The sequence below is a fragment of the Paenibacillus sp. YAF4_2 genome (assembly GCF_052113225.1).
In the GTDB taxonomy this organism is placed as follows: domain Bacteria; phylum Bacillota; class Bacilli; order Paenibacillales; family Paenibacillaceae; genus Pristimantibacillus.
Map to the genome: position 1 here is coordinate 76,555 of NZ_JBFRCT010000006.1, position 19,224 is coordinate 95,778.

Consider the following 19,224-nt stretch of genomic DNA (forward strand, 5'->3'; position numbering starts at 1 on the left):
ATACGAAGAAGAAGGTGATTACGAATGGAAGCATTGGTTTCTTTCATCATGGTTAGTTTAGCGTTTATCTCCGGTCCATTTATTATCGTTATGTTCGGGCGCCAGGTCATTCGTCATGAAGATCTTAATGAGGCTAACAGTAAAGGGTAGGGGATGTAACGACCTTGAGAGCCTTCACAACGGGATTGTTGTCCGCATAGCTGGCATGTATCGGTGAAGCTATACTATTGGTAAGAAAAGGGCCAATCCATGATGATTGGCCCTTTTCTATCTGGTTATTGTTTCATGTAAAGCTTCGGAGAATTTGCTGATGCCAATCTCGATATCCTCTACAGCAGGACGGGCGTAGGATAATCTGACAAAACCTGCTTCAGAACCATACACGCTGCCCGGGACAAACAAGACGCCACGCTTAAAACCATTTCTCAGCAGTGTATAGTCATCGACATCCTCATTTATTTTACACCAGAGATTTAATCCGCCTGCAGGCAATTCAAACGAAATCTTATCTCTTAACATACGATTAAGAGCATTTGCCATTAAATTTCGGCGGCTGCGCAAAGCCTCTCTCAGACGGTACAAATGGGGAGCTAACGCCGATGAATCAAGAAGATGAGCGGCAATCCATTGCGGGAAGATGCTAAGGCCAAAATCCATCTGCTGCCGCGCGTCTACCAGGCGCTGAAGAACGGTATGAGGAGCAACCATCCAGCCTATTCGCAGACCTGATGCTGCAATCTTAGATAAAGATCCAATGTATAACACAGTGCCCGTTCGATCCAAGGACTTAATTGGGGGAGGGACCTCTTCATCCATTGAGGTTAAGCTGAAGGGATCATCCTCCACGATCGGAATTCCAAGCTGCTCGCAGCAAGCAAGTATGTCTGCTCTTCTTTGTGTGCTTAAAACCGTTCCCGTCGGGTTCTGATAATTCGGATTTAAGAATACCATTCGGATTCGGTGCAGCTTGAATAAAGTGCGAATTTCCTCCGGATCAACACCATCCTTATCAACGGTTAATCCGAATAGACGGATGCCTGCTGACTGGAACATGGGTAAAGAGTAATTATAAGAAGGGTTTTCGATAGCAACGGCATCTCCGGGACTTAGGAGACATTGGGTAATAAGGTATAAGGATTGTTGGGATCCGGATGTAACTAATATAGAATCATTAGTCGTTTTAATACCGCGATGCTCCAGGAGAAAGGAGGCTAAAGCGTTGCGAAGTGGAACATAACCCTGCGGATCCCCGTATCCTAACGGTTCATGAAATGGCTGGCTCTGCATGACATTTCTAATCCATTCATTGGGTGAAAGCTCTGGAGCCAGCTCGCCGTTTGCGAAATTAATGAACGGTTCCCCACTTTGAACGCCTTCTCTTATTCTTCTTAAAAAGGGGAGGTTAGGCAGAAGCGTCCCTCCCTCTACATAACGATTCCAATTCGGTGTTTGCACCTGAGCCGTTCCCCAGCACGATTGAGAAACGCGGGTACCGCTTCCTGTCGTGCTCTCAATGATTCCGGAAGCACGAAGATTCTCATAGGCTTGTACGACTGTGCTTCGATTTACACCTAATTGTTCAGCAAGTTTGCGTTCAGAAGGCAGCATACTTCCAGGAGGCATTTCACCTAGTGTAATACGCTGCTCAATATATTCTGCGATTTGTTGGTACAACGTTGTTTTAATGGTTCGGTCTGGTTTCCACATCTTATTACACCTTTCCAATGACACGATACCTGAATTGTCTTTTCCTTTAGTGTAACAACAAGATGAGTTTTTTGTAGGGAAGCTTATTTCAATTTCGTGAAAACAGCCAAAGGGCTTTAGATATATCAAGGCTCTTGGGCTGTTCATTAATATCGCCCAGCAGAAAGATTACCATTCAGCAGAATAACTGGAATAAGCATGACGGTATGCCTGCCATCAATGGTGAGTTCAATGACGAACCGATTCTCGAAAGAAGTGACCTTCTCCATCATTACTTTTTCAAACTGATTAATATAGTCGCCTGTTGAACATGCTTGACTTGGAGTGAACTCCAGATGCAATAATATCTTTGATGTATGAACTTTTGGAGAGCGAGGCGTATCTAATGGAATATGTGAAGCTTGGCCATACAGGCTTGGATGTATCGAGGTTATGTCTTGGATGTATGGGCTTTGGGATCGCAGAGCGTTCCTTTCACCAATGGGTTCTCAATGAAGAAGGCAGTCGTCCGGTTATAAAAAAAGCACTGGAGCTTGGAATCAATTTCTTTGATACGGCTAACGTCTATGCGGATGGAACAAGTGAGGAAATTGTTGGACTTGCACTCAAAGAATATGCCAATCGAGATGAGATCGTCCTCGCAACAAAGATTCACGGAAGAATGCATGAAGGTCCTAACGGCGCCGGACTTTCAAGGAAAGCGATTATGAGCGAGATAGATAAGAGCTTGAAACGTCTAAAAACCGATTATGTAGATCTGTACCAGATTCATCGCTGGGATTACCATACGCCAATCGAAGAGACGATGGAAGCCTTGCATGATGTGGTGAAAGCAGGAAAGGCAAGATACATCGGTGCCTCCGCTATGTATGCGTGGCAGTTCCAGAAGGCCCTCCATGTTGCAGAGCGAAATGGATGGACTAGGTTCGTATCGATGCAGAATCACTTAAACCTCATCTACCGTGAAGAAGAACGAGAGATGCTGCCGCTTTGTCGGGAAGAAAAAATCGGCGTTATTCCGTACAGTCCGCTTGCTGGAGGACGATTAACTAGAGATCCGAAGGAAACAACGCATCGTTCTGAAACGGATCAAATTGCGAAACAGAAATACGACGCAACGGCAGAGGCCGACCGATTAATCATAGATCAAGTTGCAGCGATCGCGGAACAACGAGGCGTTTCCCGTGTTCAGATTGCACTTGCCTGGCTGCTGCAGAAAGAACCGGTGACTGCGCCTATTGTTGGTGCGACGAAACTCTCTCATCTTGAGGACGCAGCAGCAGCGCTGGATATCAAGTTAACACATGAGGAAATTACTTCACTTGAAGCACCATATGTCCCTCACAGAGTTGTTGGTCATCAATAAGATAGCGTTTTTCTCACTTCTTCTACTAAAAGGATTCTATTATAATAGAACAAATATGGTAAATAGAAGTGGGGGCAACATACAAATGGCAAGTGAGACGGTCAGCTACTCAAATCCCTGGATTGTAAATCGCGCAGATCCCTATGTGCTTAAGCATACGGATGGTTTCTATTATTTCACAGCTTCCGTACCTGAGTATGACCGAATTGTTTTGCGGAAGGCAGCTACGCTTGAAGGACTTGTTACTGCGGAGGAAGCGGTGATCTGGCGTAAGCATGAAGTCGGAGAGATGGGCAACCATATCTGGGCGCCGGAGATTCATCACATCGATGGCAAGTGGTATATCTATTTCGCAGCGGGAACAGCTGAGGATCAATGGGCAATCCGGCCTTATGTCCTGGAGTGCAACGATGAAGACCCGATAACTGGCACATGGGTTGAAAAAGGCAAAATAGCACTAAATTTCGAGAGCTTCTCGCTTGATGCTACGACTTTCAATCATCGTGGAGATCAATATCTGATCTGGGCGCAATATAAAGAATCAGACAGCAATTTATACATAGCCAAACTGGTCAATCCATGGACGATTGCCGGTCCTCAAGTTCTGATATCAACGCCTCAATATGATTGGGAGATTCAAGGTCATCGGGTGAATGAAGGGCCAGCTGTACTGCTGCGTAATGGGCGGATTTTTGTTGCTTTTTCAGCAAGCGCGACCGATCACCGATATTGTATGGGTCTGCTGGAAGTTTCTGATGATGCCAACTTGCTTGATCCGAATTCGTGGACAAAGCATCCTCTCCCTGTATTTGAGACTAATGAGGAGACTGCTAACTATGGACCAGGACATAACTGCTTTACGATGAGTGAAGATGGCTCTATCGACCTGATCGTCTATCATGCCCGTCCTTATAAGGAACTAATAGGAAGTGCTCTGTCGGATCCAAACCGACATGCCCGTGTACAAGCATTTTCTTGGAATGAAGATGGCACACCTCACTTCGGGAGACCAGGGAAAATATAATCCAATTAAAAAGCGGACTATACTAGCCTTGCAGCTAGTTAGTCCGTTGTTCTTTCCGATATTGCAGATAACTAAGATTGTCAAAAAGATAGCTTGAACGTATTATTTAAAATGGAAAGCTACGGATGAAACCTCCCATAGGAGATACCCTACTACCCCGGTACTCCCATCCGATGCTAATCACAAATTCCCCGATTAAAGGAGACCTCTCTATGTCCACACGTCTATTTCCTCATGTTTACCATGAAGCCATCTCGGCAACCCAGCATTTTGTTGAAGCCTCTAATGATTTTCTTCGCTATTGGATCCATGATTTTCGGTATGATATTACTTCTTTCTTCTCCCTTGCTTCAGCAATTCGAACCCTACCTTATATTATTAATAACAGCTTCTATGCTCAAATATCGGACGGTAAGAAGGAGGAGGCTGATTCTCATCAAGAGGAAGTTGAGAATGTTATGTTTGAGATTGAAGAGCAAATGGTGAGAGTCTCGTTCAGCCTCCCAATTGTTGACCGAAGATGGGAATATGAATTGGAACGAATGTGGCGTTTATTTGATCGCGTTTATAATGAGCTCCGCAATGTCCTTGGAGGGTTCCGTCGTTATTCGTTTGATCTTGACGAGAAATTAGTTTGCAGAGCTACCAGCGAATAAAATGAATAAATCCCCCTGCTTCAAGCTCAGGGGGATTTATATGGTATTTAGCCTTTATAATCGATATTAATGTCGTATGTATTCATCTCTAAGGAGATCTCGTTTCTAGTGTCGAAATTAATGCTTTTCAGCCATGTTGTATCGAATTTATCAATCGTCTCATTCCTAAGAGTTTCATACTTTTTCTTCGCTTTATCGATTTCCTTGGCCAGTACATACAAATAAACAAAGCTGACAATGAATACGGCGATCAGGAAGATGAGGAAAGAATTGTTCATGATGCCTTCAAAGAAGCTGATATAGCTGCCGTTAAGGGAGGCGATATTTTTATAATAGACAACGGCAAACATCAGAAAACAAAATAAGCAAAGCAATGCACATGCTGCCGCCCTTGATTTACAGGTATCCCATTTTTTCTTACGATCAATTAACTTATCGAATGTTATCTTCGCATCGCTCGGAACCTGTTCACGCCAAGCCATGTCAGCCCTCTCCCTTCACTTACCTGTCCATACATGTTATGCCTGTACGCATAAAGCAATGTCTATCCGCACACAACTAATAAGAAAAAGTTGGATGCTGGAAGGAGCAGTTCGTGATGATCGTGCCAATCAAAGTGAAAGACGTGAAAGATATTGAACAAATCAACCATATCGTATCCAGATATGACTTTGATATTTGGATTCATGGCAAAAGCGGGATGGCTGATGCGAAGTCGATTCTCGGTTTGTTCGTGCTGAAGCTGAGTGAACCGTTGACACTTGTAGTGCCGGATGATGTTAACTACAAAAAGCTTTTCAAAGAATTGGAGCCGTTTCTCGTGATTGGCTAGCTCCTTGTACCCGAATGTACTTTGGCCATGCAGCATCTATCCGCCAACAATTTAATACAACCCCATAAAGTTTTGTTTTACCCCCGTGCAATCCAAAATAGAGTCGTTTAGTATGGAGGTAGGCTAACACAACAAGACAGGTTATGATTTGTATAATGGGGATGGTGAGTGGATGCTGCGAGCTTTAATTGTGGATGATGAATTCGAGATCCGCGAAGGTTTACGTAACCGCTTTCCTTGGGCTTCTTTTGGCATTGTTGAGGTGCTGGTTGCTGATGACGGCGATACCGCACTTATGCTGGCGCAGGATGTACGTCCGGATTTGATTGTAACGGATATAAAGATGAACCGGATGTCCGGACTTGAGTTTCTTAGTGCGTTGCAGCAGCTCACGGATTATCATCCGGAGGCGATTGTAGTCAGTGGCTACGATGATTTCGAACTCGTGAAGCAAGCGATGAAAACCGGTGCCMTCGACTATATTCTCAAACCAATCAATATCAGTGAACTGGAGCAAATTGTACGCAAAGCGCTTGATAATATTAAAAGGAAGCAGCTGGAGCAGCATAATGAACAGATGCTGATGAATCAGGTGAAATTCGCAATTCCCAAGATGCGCGAAGAGCTGCTTCGGGAAATGGTAGAGCAGGAGCATGATCCCTATAAGGAAACAAGAAGGCGCCACCGGTTGACGACCTTGAATCTGGAGTGGATGATCAGTCAGCATATGACGCTGATGGTTATTGAAGCCGATGATTTGAAGGCAATCGAGAACCGCCGGGTTCAGGAAAAGGACTTAATTCTGTTTGGTATCGGCAATGTGGTGAACCAGACATTGGAGGAGGATTATCCTTATCCGTACGCTTTATGTATGGATAGCGGGAACCGATGGGTCATTCTACTCAGCTGCATGCGTTCGGATCAATTGGAGCTGACGAGTGGCATCGCATATTTGTGCATTAAGCGCATCAATGATTTTGTTAAAGTGAAAGCGAGCGCGGGACTACGGACGAACCCGGGTACCTTCGAGCAATTGCATGATATGTATACCGAGGCGCTTGGCGTGCTGGAGCAAAAGGCGGTGTATGGCGGGAATCGGGTATTTACGCTGCAAGGTAGCTTTGAAGAGGGAGACAACGCTGATCTAACGCTTGCGGAGCCGGAAGAAGTACTGGATCTGGTCAAATTCGGTTCGGATGAAGATATTTCAGCTGCGTTGGACCGATTTGAGTTAATGGTTCAAGCTTGGCAGCTCACACAGCTGCGGGATATTCAGCAGAACATCTTCGAGTGGCTGTTTGAGATTTTCAAGAAAGCATCCTCTGCTGGCGTTCCTAATAAAAAGTGGATCAGTAATCCAATCGCGTTATGGGAGCAGCTTGAACGATATGATACGCTTCAATCACTTAGGGAGCAGGCGGAAAAATGCCTGAAGGAAATTGCGGTTGATTTCCGCAGTCTCTCATCTACACCAAGCCAGATTATATGCGAAGCCGAAAAAATCCTGCAGCGTGATTACGCGGAAAGCTTAACGCTGCAAAGTGTAGCAAACGCGGTTCATGTCACGCCAGTATGGCTTAGCAAACTGTTTAAGAAAGACAAGCGGCAGACCTTCCTCGAATATTTGACCGATATTCGGATCGAGAAAGCGAAGGAAATGCTTGGTGATATCCAGTTCAAGGTTTATCAAATCTCATTCCAGGTTGGCTATAAGGACCCTGTCCATTTCTCAAAGCTGTTCAAGAAGCAGGTTGGCTGTACGCCAAAAGAATACCGTAGACAACGGGGCATTGTGGACGAGTAAGGTATAAAAAGGCAGTATCCAAGGTGAATAGCTTTACCTTTGGAACTGCCTTTTTTGTTGCTTGTTATAAAGATTTGATACCAATCGTTACGATTTTGAAGCCGTCTACTGGAAGACTGCTGCCCACAGCTTCTTCACCAGCGTCTTCCATTATGGTGCTCTCATAACTCGCTGCTGCGGATTTCGGCTGAACAGTAAGATGGGTTGATGCGCCCGAAAGATTATACCAGCGTGCCATCAGATCACCGCGATCTTCATTGATTTTCAGACTGGAGAAAGCAAGACCGTCACCGTTCCAAGCGAGGAAATGGTCACTCAGTGGAAGCTCACCATGCTGTAATCCCATACTTCTTGAGGTGATTGGCACAGGGAATCGGTAAGCTTCGCGGTAAGCGCTGAACCGTTCATTCTCACCGCCATAAGGGCTGATCATCCATTCCGCTTCATTGATGCCTAGGCACTGCGCATCTGGTGTATGGAATACCCCCCAATCGCCAAGCTCGCCGACTGACCGAAGCAGTGTTAGGGCAATGGTATTTCTGCCGTCATGCAGTACTTCGTATTCGTTAAGACCTTTACCGGCAACTGTGAGACCTCTATTAGCATCATGAACGTCAATGAAGGTTTGCAAATGCTGGCAGTTACTAGGGTTCTCCCAAACAGATGATGGAACGGTCTGGCGCTCAGCCACTTCAAAGATAGAGTCTGCAAAATGCGTGGAAGCATCAGCATCGGATGGCAGCCATACGCGAACACGGTGATCCTTCGATTGATTGTCAATCTGTGCATGAACAACTACGCCTTTTCCATCACGCTCAAGGCTTAGTTTAGTGACAATAACAAGCGAAGCAAGCTCGTTTGATCGTCCAGCCTTCCGCTGGCGGAACTCAACCATCGTGTTAATTTCTTGGGCTAACCGCTCATCCGCACTTGCTGGAATAGCAAAGGAATGAGTGATCTCAAATGCTGCCCGGTATGGCGTGTCTTCTACGATTCGAATGGCCGCTTTGAGCCCTTTGGTTGTAATTGCTTTATCGCCTACAGGCTGTTTGAAAATATATTCATTACCGATATCGCCCACGTTCTCGTAAATCCCAAGTCCGCTGTACGTTTGACTGCTTGCCTTATGATGGATGGAGTAGCTTCCATCGTCCTCAACGGTCAGCTTCAGATGGGCGTTCTCTAACGTCCGGCTGCTGCTGATTAGAGATAATTCTGCGGCTGGCTTGTTGTTGTGAGCGCCTTCATCTGGAATCCAGGCAAAGGTCTGATAGCCGAGCTGAGGCAGGTTAGCTGCTTCGAAGGTTAGTCGTAGTGCACGCGCCATATAAGGCTGGCGGAACTTATCGCCTGGCAGCTCATAGCCGAAGCGTACACCCAAATCTTCTGCCGTATGAGCGATTTGATTACCAGCGGCATTAACCAGATAGCCTTCAGCATGCGTACGTTCTTTTACGGCGGCAGCAATGGCAACTGGATCCTCACTTTGGTCAAAGAAGCGATGGGAATATTCAATCTCAACGGAAATGACGGATGAGCCTTCGTAACCGCTGGTGTTAAAGACAACGACCGGAACAGCTTCTTTACTAAGCGAAGCGAAGGAGGAAGTATCGATCTTAGAGCTGATGAATCTGACGCTTTCTTCAGTCAGCCGTTTGCCAACCTCCATGCTTTTGGCAAAACGTGTCTTCATCTCGTCGTAAACCTCGTCGACACTGCAGCCGCAAATACTGTCATGCGGATGGTTCTGCATCAGTGTCTTCCAGGCATATTGCAGCAGTCCATGTGGGTAAGGCTTCCCAAGGCTATGAGCAGCGGCGGCGAGTGGTTCGGTCACTTTTTCCAGCAGCGTTTGGTTCTGCTGATTAAGCTGCTTAATATAGATACGTGCAGAAGCGGTGTTAACGAGAGAATACCAGCCATCGGTCTGCTGGCCTCGGAGCTCACCCCGCGTTACGCTAAGCGTATCCGGAAGCTCGGTTTCCACTGCACGCACATAATCATCGAAATTCGAATGGATAAACTCGTAATCCGGGAACAGCTCTCTTGCCGTGCGAAGTGCCTCGGACAGGTTGGTCTGAATGGGCTGATGATCGCAGCCATTCATTAGTAAAAGATGCGGAGTGGAGGCAAACTGCTCTGCTCGTGCCAGACGATGCTCCCAGTAAGGCTTTGCTTGAGCCAGGTCAACGGGAATCTCCATACCATTGTTGTACCAGTTGGCAAACAGGATGCCAAGCACACTAGAGCCGTCTGGCGATTGCCAGATCAGTTCGGAGAACGGTGATTCCAGTCCCGAGTCATCAACCCGGTTGTTGAAGCCGGTCGCCTTAACTCCTCTTCCGAAGACGGCTGTATCAATGCCTGCCTGCTTCAGAAGCTGTGCCGCTTGTCCCATATTGCCAAACGAATCGGGGAAGTAGCCCAGCTTCGAGATTGGACCAAACTTGGCAGCATCCCGGTGTCCGATCTGTAAATTACGTACATTTGCTTCACTGCTCGTCAGAAATTCGTCCTGCAGGATATACCAAGGGCCAAGGGAGAGCTTGCCCTCATCGCAGAGCTTCTGGATCTGGTCCCGTTTCTCCGGATACACCTGCAAATAATCGTCCAATACGATCGTCTGCCCATCCAGATAGAAGCTGCGGAATTCAGGGTCCGCTTCGAAGGTATCAAGCAGCGTATTCATCGTTTCGATCAGTTTGACGTGATGGGCTTCATATGGCATATACCATTCCCGGTCCCAGTGGGTGTGAGAGATAACATGTACAATACGCTTAGATAATGGCATGATGGTTCCTCTTTTCATAGAAGGTTAGTCATTATGCAACAAGTGTAAAGAATAGGGCATTCCCTTACAATGAGGCATAAGTAAACTTTAATGTTCATTTTTATCGCTTTTTCTTTACATGAAAGGCAGGTTTATTAGGTGAGAAAAATATCGTTCCGGCTGGCATCCTCCTTCCGCAATCGTATGATCTTTATATTTCTGCTCATCATCATTGTTCCATTCCTACTATTTGCCTACTATTCCCATATCAAATCTATTGAGGGGATATCCGACGCGAATGCGAAGATGACGATGAGTTATTTGCAGCAGGCTAAGAAGAACTTCGAAATATATCTGAACAATCTCAATGAGCAGGTGAACGAGGTGATCGGCAATAAAGGCGTTCAAGACCTGCTGTACAAGGAACCGATTGATAACTCGGAAGAAGAATCGTTTGCGGTGAATATGCTGACGACGCTCATTCATACGACACCAGTCATCGATGCTTTCCGGGTGAAGGTGTATCCAATCCATCCAACGAAATACCCTTCGTATATGAGATCGATTGATGAATCGGTTCGTATTGGCGATCAATATTGGTTTCAACGCTCGAGGGCAACAGTGGAGCCGATCTGGTATTTGACCATGCCAAAGCAAGGGAGATATGCGAAGCCGCTGCTTACTTATGTGAAACGGTTCTCCGGACTATATGATTCCAAGCTGCGGGGTCTTATTGCGACCGACTTGTCCGATGATTTCCTGGTGCGCTATTTCTCCCCTTCCGATCAGTTGAAGGATCAGAAGCTGCTGCTCGTGAACGAGAAGGGAATCGTCCATTACGATTCCGCTGTCAATGAATGGACCGGGCAGCCGTTTCCGTCCGATTCTTTTATTTCGTTTATGAAAACAAGCGATTCCGGTTCTAAGTCGATCACCATTAGCGGTCATACTTATCTGGCGACTTATGTGACGATGGCTAATCATCCCTGGACAATCGTCAGCTTGACTCCACTTAAGGAACTGACGGGCACGATTGATGAGATTAATAAAGTTCTTATTATTTTTCTTATCGTTTATTTGATCTGCTGTATAAGTGTTGTTATCTATCTTACCGTTACCTACACGCAGCCTATTGCTCATTTAGTCCGGTTGATGCGCAGGCTTGAATCGGATAATCTTCATTATTTATCACCTTGGTCATCTCGTAAGGATGAAGTAGGATGGCTGTACCGGAGTGTCGGAAGTATGGTGCAGCGAATTGATGGATTGATTAAAGATGCGGCGCGTTCGGAACGGAACAAGAAAGCACTGGAATTCCAGGTGCTGAGCCATCAGATTAACCCACATTTTCTATACAATACATTGGAGTCGATCCGGTGGAAGGCGGAAAATCACGGCAGGAGCGATATAAGCGAAATGGTATCGGCGCTTGGCAATTTGCTTCGTCTCAGTCTCAATCAAGGGAAAGAGATTACGACGCTTCGGCGTGAGTTTGATCAGGTGAAAGCATATGTGGCTATTGAGCAGGCAAGGATGGGGAAAACCGTACGCATCCTGTACTCCTGCGATGATGCAACGCTTGATTTGCCGTTCCTGCGTCTTCTGCTGCAGCCTTTAGTAGAGAATGCGATTCAGCATAGTGTAAGGGATAATTTTGATAAAGGGAAAATTATGATTGCCGCAAGGCAAGAGGATGACGATATTGTCATTGACATTGCCGATAATGGAAAAGGAATTCCTCAGCATGTGCTCGATCAGCTCGAACAAGAGGAAGAGCTGGCAGGCAGCAAGTTCTCGCAATCGCGAAGAGGAGTAGGGCTGCGCAATGTGAACGACCGGCTGAAGCTGTATTTTGGCGAGGCCTATAAACTAAAGATAGTAACCGGGCCGGACGCTGGGACGAAGATAACGTTAAGGCATCCGATTCTGAAGGAAGGGCAAGAGCTGGATTCCATCCAACAATGAGTTAAGAGTTATATCATAGGAGACATGCTTTCGAAGTATGAATCACCACAAATGGTAGATGCCCTACCTCTTGTGTGGCAATTCATTTAAGGAGGAGTATCAAATGAAAAACAAACATAGGGTTGTTGGAAGTTTACTCCTGACACTTGTTCTGGTTCTTGTCTCTTGCTCCAGCTATACACCTAAACCGTCAGACAAAATTCAGGAACCAGCCCCCGTTAAGCTAAGGCTGCTCACTTGGGCAGATGACCGGTATCAACAGCTCTATGATATGTTCCATGAGAGGTATCCCTGGATTACCATCGAACCGGTTATGGTACAGGCGAATGATTCGACTATTATGGCCAAGATCGAGGAATTGGAGAAAGCGGGAACACCTGCTGACCTGACCTGGATTGCAGGGGATCTGCTTACTTATGAGCAGAAAGGGATGCTGGCTAATTTAAAGCCATACATGGATAATGACGAGTCCTTCCAGGACAAAGTGCTGCCGGACGGTTATTTCGATACGATGAATTTCCACGGCAGCAGACTCGCTGTCCCGTTCGTGGACGTGCCGATGTGGATCGTCGTTAATAAGGATCTGCTTGCAAAGCATGGCGTACAGATGCCGCCTAATACGTGGAGCTTTGATGATTTCCGTTATATAGCGAAGCAAGTAACCGATCCAGGGGCAGGCGAATATGGCCTTACTACCAGCAATGAGTTCGTGATGCGCCTCCTTCCGCTGAAAGCTGCTGCCGACGGACATGTTCCGAATCTGGCTTATATGAACGAAGCGATGACGAAGAGCCTGCTAGATATGCCGGCTGTTCTGGATGATGTACGTTGGTTGACGGAGTTCGTCACGAAGGATGGCTCCATGCTCTCCTGGTACAGATCTGCTCAAGAAGGCGATCTCGTTAAAAATTTCATGAACGGAAAGACGGCCTTCGAAATAGGAGGAGACTGGCTGCTGCCCCGCCTGCAGCGGGAGGCGAAGTTTAACTGGGATATTCTGCCCTTCCCCCGGGGAAAGCTGAACCAATATTCATTCCACATCTATGGACCACTCGCTTTACTCAGCAGCTCAGAGCATAAGGAGGAGGCGTATGAATGGATCAGCTTTCAATTCGAGCTTGAAGCACAGAAATGGAAGATTGACGAAGGTGCCAACGCCTCCGTTATTGATCCTGAGCTGACTGACTACATCGATAAAGCACCGATCTGGCAAGGCCGGAATATCGAAGCCGTTAAGATGACAAAAGATAACGGACTCGTCCTGCCAGGCGCGACAATCCCCGGCTTTTCCGATTACAACTGGGTGAATATGATCAACGAAATCGTGTTTAACAACTATGATGTGAACCATCTCATCCCAGAGACAGAAGCCTGGAACAAGAAAACACAACAGCTTCGCGAGCAGTGGCAAAAGGCTGCCCCTAAATAACAAACAAAGCCGTCCTCTCTGGGGCGGCTTTGTTTGTTCATCGCTATCATGTCGCAGTTGGTTGGTATTTAGCTTATTGATCGTTTCTAGAGGTAATATACTGTGCCCCTTTTAATGAGCGATTAATTCTAAACAACCTGCGTAGTTATGTGTTATATATGCTTATTGGCTGCCCTGCTCGGCTTCGACCACTATGTTTTTGAACCAGAATGAATTACTGGTATCATTATTATCGCAACCCGTTAGCTCGTAATGGGAGCCTAATTCTTTGCTCTCCTTAAGCTCTATACCTCGGCACACCGTACTTGGACGACCTAAATCGCTGCCGAATCCGTCCATCGAGTTGTCGTACGTATACGTAATCGCCTCAGCCCCGTCATAGTTCAGCTCATAGAAGATCGGGTCACCTTCAATCGTATACTGCGTAATACGTACCTGATCTGGCATGCCCATGTCGAGATTCGCCAGAAACAGCTTCCATTTGTCGAGATTATACATCTTCCCGTGAACGTTCACGATATCTCCATTCGCTGCTGCTTGATCAGCATCGTAAGGATCTGACACAGTGGGGAACGCCTTCGGCTTCGCTGGCGGTGCAACCGTCTCCCCTGGTGCAGGAGCGGTGGTAGGATTAGTCGTATTGTCCCCAGGACTGCCTGACTTCTCACTACACCCCGATAGCAGCACCAATGCAGCCGCTAATGTTAATATCCATTTGGACATGTATTTTCACCTCACAACTAAGAACGTTGCAAAGAGTACGAATGTTTCATTATTAAACTATCCGTGATCGTTAGCACGTATGGCCGAATTTTAAGGGGCGTTCAGGTCCCGCGGGCGGTAGAGATGGTATAATAGAGAGCGAAGTTTTAAGAATACATTACGATGTACCGGGAGTCAACGGATTATGGATATGGACTACATGCTGGATGACGACGCGTGGCGGAGGCTGCTGGAGGGCGTTGCCGCGTGCTTCGACGAACTGACAATCATACGGGGGTTTCAATATTATAAACAGGGGCGGGTCGAGGAGCTGGCGCTCCGCGACGACGGCGTGCACGTGGACGCCCGCGTCAAGGATAATCGGATGTACGACGTCGCCGTCGATCTAGAAGATCTTGCGGTGAGCGAATGCGCATGTTCCGCGAACCGCGCCTGTACGCACATGGCCGCGACCCTGATGCGTTACGCGGATCTGTGCGGCCGGCCGATTCAGGCGCTCGCCAACGCGCGCAACGCTTTGAAGAGCGCGTCCGCCGGAGGCAAGCCGGACAGCGGAAGCGGACGTGCCCGCGCGGGCACCGAAGGAGTAGTCGCGGAAGCGCCATCCCGGGCTGGCAACAGCGCCGCGCCGGCGGCCCCTCGGCCCGTCCGGCCGACCTTTACGGAGGCGGAGCTGACTGAGCTCCCCGTGGCAAAGTGGCACGAGCGGTTCCTGGCGCGCCGCGGACCGATGCAGCTGCAGATCCGCACGGCACAGGAGGCCGGCGAGCTGCTCACCGACCTGCAGGCGATGCGGCCTGTGCTGCCATGGGCGCTGGAACAGTTGTTCACCCTCCATGCTCTGCTGTTTGTACTGGAGCGGATGGTCAAGCCGGCCCAGGCGGACTTGCGCCAATCGGGCTTGTTCTTGGGCTACCATACGAAGCTCGCGGTGGACGGGTTGCGCAGCCATGCAAGGAGCCTGCTCGAGGACAAGCTGGCGCTGGCGGACGACAGCTCGGCATATTGGGACCGGTTGATAGAGACGGCTGATTTCCTTCGGGTGAGCATGCTGACCGAGGATAAGACGCTCGGCTGCTTCGCGGCGCTCTATGCTTCGCTGTGGCTGGGCTGGCTCGGTCCCGGCTCGGGCGGAAGCGCGCCGCTGTACGAGGAGGAGCTGCGCAAGCTGCAAGCGGCGGAAGGGGAGCTCGGCCCTGCCCTGTCGCGGCTGCCGTGGACGCTCGCGCAGTGCCTGCTCCTGCTCTACCTTGCGCGCGACGCGGAAGCGCGGACTCTGCTCGCCCGGGACGGAAGCAAGCTGATGCTGAAGACGGAGCATATCGCGCCGCTGCTCGGCGTCCTCGAGCGCGCGGAGCAATGGGCGCGGCTGCGCGACTGGCTTGCGGAGACCGGCCCACTTCTCGTCGGCTTCCGCGGCGAGGATCTCGCACCCTACGGAAACTATTGGGCGGCGGTCGTGGCGCAGCTGCCTGAGGCGGAGCCGGCGATGTGGCGCACGCTCCAGGTGATGCTGCCGTTCTCGCGCACCGTCTACGAGGACGCGCTGGTGGCGCACGGCAGGTGGGACCGCTGGATCGACCTGCAAATGTGCATGGGCCAGGATCCGATGTCGTTCCGCGTGAGCGCGTTGAAGCCGGTCGAGAAGGACGCGCCTGAGCTGCTGCTGCCCTTCTACCATCAGGCGGTGGAACGGTATGTGCTTCAGAAGAACCGCGACGGCTACAAAGCGGCTGCGAAGCTGTTGAAGCGGCTTGCCAAGCTGTACGCACGCCTGAAGAAGATAGAGCGGTGGGAGCAGTTCATCGCCGCGTTCGCGAGCCGGAACAGCCGGCTGCGGGCGCTGCAGGAAGAACTGCGCAAAGGAGGACTGCTGTCATGAATGCGTACGCCGATACGCTTACGATTCAAGCGAGCCTGACCGAACAGGGCGATGCGCTGATCTTCGGCACGGACGCCTCAGGCTACGCGCCGGGGCTGCTCGTCAAGCAGCGGCTGTTCGCTCGACACGAGCCGTCGTTTTACGGCACGGAGCTCGAGATTGAGAGGCTGCGGGACGAGCTGGAGCTCGTCGTGCTGCCGGCGGAGATGGTCGTCCCGTTCTTCGCCGATCCCGGGCTGCTGCCGATGCACGTGACCTGGCGGCTCGAAGGCGACGCCGCGCGGCTCGCCGAGCTCGCGCCGGCGCTGGAGCAAGGCGTCGTTGAGCGGAGTTTCGTCCCGAGCTTCGAGGCCTACAAGGCCGGCAAGCTGCGGTGGACGTGGGACACGGCGGCGCTCGACGTGAAGTCGCGCCGGGTGCTGCGAACGCTCGCGGACGGCGGCACGGACGAGCCGGGCGGTTGGGAAGAAGAAGCCCTGGACGCGGCCTTCCGGGCTGGCTTAGGCGCAGCGTTCTCTGCGGCTGTGTTCCAGCGCCATTACGGCACGGAAGAAGCCGCCGCTGACCTGCGCCGCGACTTTCCGCTGCTGTTCGCGCCCGACCGCGCCGCGGTGGCCGCGGGTCTCGACGAGCGCGGCTGGCTCGTTGCCGCCGGCTGGAAGGCCGACACGTTGCCGTTCCGGCCGCTCCTGCAGCTGCTGGAGCCGGAGGACGCCGAAGCCGGCGGTTGGCACCTCGTGCTACTGCTGCAGGACAAGCTTGAACCGGCGAAGCTCGCGCCGGTTCGGCTGGCCGCGGACGGCGAAGCCTCCGGGACGTGGCCAGCCGGCTGGACGCAGCACGTGCGCGAGCGCTCAGCGGCTTGGCTCGCGCATCTGCGCGCGAGCCTGCCAGCGGACCGGTTGGCAGGCAGCTCCGCGGACGCGCTGAATGCCCCGCTGTCGGACGACGACGCGTGGCAGTTTCTGACCATGGACAGCCAGCGCCTCCTGGCCGCCGGCTGGCAAGTGCTGCTGCCCGCCTGGTGGGAGGAGGCGAGCCGCAAGAAGCCGCGCCTGCGCGCAAAGTTGCGCCCAGGCGAAGGCGAAGGGGAGCGCGCGGGCGGCAGCCGGTCTTTCTTCGGCCTCGACGCGCTGATCGAATTCGACTGGCGGCTGTCTATTGGGGACGCCGACCTCAGCGAGTTGGAGTTCCAGGAGCTGGTCGCCCGCGGCGAGCGGCTCGTGCAATTCCGCGGCCAATGGGTGTCGCTCGATCCCGCCCTGCTCGCGCAGATCCGCAAGGCGATGGCGGGCGTCGATTCGCGGCGGGGTTTGTCCTTCCAGGACGTGCTGCAGCTGCAACTGCGCCGCAATCGCGACTTCTACATGCCGGCGTCCGCGGGCAAGGTTGGAGAAAGCGGCGCTTCAGAGAACGGCGAGGACGATGGCGAGCTGGAGGTGGACGTCGAGCTGAACGCTCACCTGACGACGCTCTTGGGGCAATTGACGCAGCAGACGGACTGGCCGTCGATCCCCGTACCGCCGACGCTGCGCGCGGAGCTGCGCAGCTACCAGCAAGCGGGCTTCTCCTGGCTGGCGTTTCTGCGCCGGATCGGGCTCGGTGCCGTGTTGGCCGACGATATGGGGCTCGGCAAGACGATTCAGTTCATCACGTACCTACTGCACGTCTCCGAGGAAGCGGCCGCGAACGGAGGACGCCGTCCCGCCCTGCTGATCTGTCCGACCTCCGTGCTCGGCAACTGGCAGAAGGAGGTGCGCCGCTTCGCGCCGTCGCTTCGCATCCTGCTCCATTACGGTGGCAAGCGGCTGGGCGGCGAAGCTTTCTACGAAGAAGCAGAGGAAGCCGATCTCGTACTGACCTCATACGCGACTTCGACGCTGGACCAAGAGCTGCTCGGCGGCTATACGTGGTCGGCAATCTGCCTCGACGAGGCGCAGAACATCAAGAACGCCGGCACGAAGCAGGCAATAGCGGTAAAGAGCTTCCCCGCGCTGCACCGTATCGCGCTGACGGGCACGCCGATCGAGAACAAGCTCGCGGAGCTGTGGTCGATCTACGATTTTACCAATCCGGGTTATCTCGGCACCGCCCGTACCTTCGCCGAACGGTTCGGCCAGGCGATCGAGCGCGAGCGTGACGAGAAGCGGACGCAGGAGCTGCAGCGGCTCGTGAAGCCGTTCATGCTCCGGCGCAAGAAGAAGGATCCGAACATCATGCTGGACCTGCCGGAGAAGAACGAAATGAAGACGTACATCCATCTCACCGGCGAGCAGAGCGCGCTCTACGAGCAGACTGTGAAGGAGCTGATGGACGAGGTCAAGAAGCTGGAGGGCATTCAGCGCAAAGGCGCGATCCTCTCCGCGCTGACGCGGCTGAAGCAGCTGTGCGACCACCCTGTGCTGCTGACGAAGGAGGCCGTGCCGGTGCCGGAGGACGAGCGCGAGGAAGCCGCCGAATCGGCGATGCTCATCGGCCGCTCCGCCAAGCTCGAACGGCTGCTTGATCTCGTGAAGGAGCTTCGAGAGGAGGGCGAGCGCTGCCTCATTTTCACGCAGTACATCGGGATGGGCGAAATCCTGCAGCGGGTGCTCGGCCGAGAGCTGGGCGAGCCCGTTCTGTACCTGCACGGCGGATCGTCCAAGATGGCGCGCGACCGGATGATCGAGCAGTTCCAGTCCCAGGAGCTGCCGGAAGCGGAACAGCCTAACGTATTCATTCTATCGATCAAAGCCGGCGGTGTCGGGCTCAACCTGACCGCGGCGAACCACGTGTTCCATTTCGACCGCTGGTGGAACCCCGCCGTGGAGAACCAAGCGACGGACCGCGCCTACCGGATGGGCCAGACACGCGACGTGCAGGTGCACAAGTTCATCTCGCTCGGCACGCTGGAGGAGCGGATTGACGAGATGCTCGAGAGCAAGCAGCAGCTGAGCGACGACGTTATCACGAGCTCGGAAGGCTGGATCACGGAGCTGTCGACGGACGCGCTGCGCGACCTGTTCACGCTGCGGTCCGACTGGTCGGAATAACGGTCGGCGCGGGAAAGCGAGATCTGTACGCGCT

General features: G+C 51.3%; 15 protein-coding genes. 10 read left to right on the forward strand and 5 right to left on the reverse strand.

Annotated features, from left to right (window positions below; translation table 11 throughout):
- Positions 1-24: 24 nt before the first annotated feature.
- Positions 25-150, forward strand: a complete 126-nt coding sequence (locus AB4Y93_RS15535) for a hypothetical protein (RefSeq protein ID WP_441893435.1) — start codon at positions 25-27, stop codon at positions 148-150.
- Between the two features lie 117 nt (positions 151-267).
- Here the strand turns inward: AB4Y93_RS15535 and pdxR are convergent, their stop codons facing one another.
- A complete protein-coding gene (gene pdxR / locus AB4Y93_RS15540; protein WP_441893437.1) occupies positions 268-1,707 on the reverse strand; it encodes a MocR-like pyridoxine biosynthesis transcription factor PdxR in 1,440 nt (479 codons plus the stop codon).
- A 146-nt stretch (positions 1,708-1,853) separates the two neighbouring features.
- Positions 1,854-2,048 (reverse strand): hypothetical protein, encoded by a 195-nt coding sequence (locus AB4Y93_RS15545; RefSeq protein WP_441893439.1) that lies wholly within the window; start codon positions 2,046-2,048, stop codon positions 1,854-1,856.
- A 44-nt stretch (positions 2,049-2,092) separates the two neighbouring features.
- On the opposite strand from AB4Y93_RS15545, the gene AB4Y93_RS15550 reads away from it, so the two are divergent.
- The 3 genes from AB4Y93_RS15550 (at position 2,093) to AB4Y93_RS15560 (ending at position 4,753) form a co-directional block, all read left to right on the forward strand.
- Complete coding sequence (locus tag AB4Y93_RS15550; RefSeq protein WP_441893441.1) at positions 2,093-3,073, forward strand: aldo/keto reductase; 981 nt, start codon at positions 2,093-2,095, stop codon at positions 3,071-3,073.
- A gap of 85 nt (positions 3,074-3,158) precedes the next feature.
- Positions 3,159-4,097, forward strand: coding sequence for a glycoside hydrolase family 43 protein (locus AB4Y93_RS15555; RefSeq protein ID WP_441893443.1), 939 nt, complete (start codon positions 3,159-3,161; stop codon positions 4,095-4,097).
- Positions 4,098-4,309: 212 nt separating this feature from the next.
- Positions 4,310-4,753, forward strand: coding sequence for a hypothetical protein (locus AB4Y93_RS15560; protein ID WP_441893445.1), 444 nt, complete (start codon positions 4,310-4,312; stop codon positions 4,751-4,753).
- A gap of 47 nt (positions 4,754-4,800) precedes the next feature.
- Here AB4Y93_RS15560 and AB4Y93_RS15565 read toward each other — a convergent pair whose 3' ends face one another.
- Entirely contained in the window at positions 4,801-5,235 is a 435-nt protein-coding gene (locus AB4Y93_RS15565) for a DUF2663 family protein (RefSeq protein WP_441893447.1), read from the reverse strand.
- Positions 5,236-5,351: 116 nt separating this feature from the next.
- On the opposite strand from AB4Y93_RS15565, the gene AB4Y93_RS15570 reads away from it, so the two are divergent.
- Together AB4Y93_RS15570 and AB4Y93_RS15575 are read left to right on the forward strand one after the other, a co-directional pair.
- Positions 5,352-5,585 (forward strand): HPr family phosphocarrier protein, encoded by a 234-nt coding sequence (locus AB4Y93_RS15570; RefSeq protein ID WP_167281840.1) that lies wholly within the window; start codon positions 5,352-5,354, stop codon positions 5,583-5,585.
- 172 nt (positions 5,586-5,757) lie between these two features.
- Positions 5,758-7,389 (forward strand): response regulator transcription factor, encoded by a 1,632-nt coding sequence (locus tag AB4Y93_RS15575; RefSeq protein WP_441893449.1) that lies wholly within the window; start codon positions 5,758-5,760, stop codon positions 7,387-7,389.
- A 64-nt stretch (positions 7,390-7,453) separates the two neighbouring features.
- On the opposite strand, the gene AB4Y93_RS15580 is transcribed toward AB4Y93_RS15575, so the two are convergent.
- Entirely contained in the window at positions 7,454-10,180 is a 2,727-nt protein-coding gene (locus tag AB4Y93_RS15580) for an alpha-mannosidase (RefSeq protein ID WP_441893451.1), read from the reverse strand.
- A gap of 138 nt (positions 10,181-10,318) precedes the next feature.
- Here AB4Y93_RS15580 and AB4Y93_RS15585 point away from each other — a divergent pair, with 138 nt between their 5' ends.
- Both AB4Y93_RS15585 and AB4Y93_RS15590 read left to right on the forward strand, forming a co-directional pair.
- Complete coding sequence (locus AB4Y93_RS15585) at positions 10,319-12,124, forward strand: sensor histidine kinase (RefSeq protein ID WP_441893453.1); 1,806 nt, start codon at positions 10,319-10,321, stop codon at positions 12,122-12,124.
- A gap of 103 nt (positions 12,125-12,227) precedes the next feature.
- Positions 12,228-13,553 (forward strand): ABC transporter substrate-binding protein, encoded by a 1,326-nt coding sequence (locus AB4Y93_RS15590; RefSeq protein WP_441893455.1) that lies wholly within the window; start codon positions 12,228-12,230, stop codon positions 13,551-13,553.
- Positions 13,554-13,715: 162 nt separating this feature from the next.
- Here AB4Y93_RS15590 and AB4Y93_RS15595 read toward each other — a convergent pair whose 3' ends face one another.
- Positions 13,716-14,276 carry a DUF4362 domain-containing protein gene (locus AB4Y93_RS15595; protein WP_441893457.1) on the reverse strand — a complete coding sequence of 187 codons (561 nt, stop codon included), beginning with the start codon at positions 14,274-14,276 and terminating at the stop codon, positions 13,716-13,718.
- 184 nt (positions 14,277-14,460) lie between these two features.
- On the opposite strand from AB4Y93_RS15595, the gene AB4Y93_RS15600 reads away from it, so the two are divergent.
- Together AB4Y93_RS15600 and AB4Y93_RS15605 are read left to right on the forward strand one after the other, a co-directional pair.
- A complete protein-coding gene (locus AB4Y93_RS15600; RefSeq protein ID WP_441893459.1) occupies positions 14,461-16,158 on the forward strand; it encodes an SWIM zinc finger family protein in 1,698 nt (565 codons plus the stop codon).
- On the forward strand, positions 16,155-19,190 hold the full coding sequence (locus tag AB4Y93_RS15605) for an SNF2-related protein (RefSeq protein ID WP_441893461.1): 3,036 nt from the start codon (positions 16,155-16,157) through the stop codon (positions 19,188-19,190). The genes AB4Y93_RS15600 and AB4Y93_RS15605 overlap by 4 nt, the downstream gene beginning before the upstream one ends.
- The last annotated feature ends 34 nt before the right edge of the window (positions 19,191-19,224 follow it).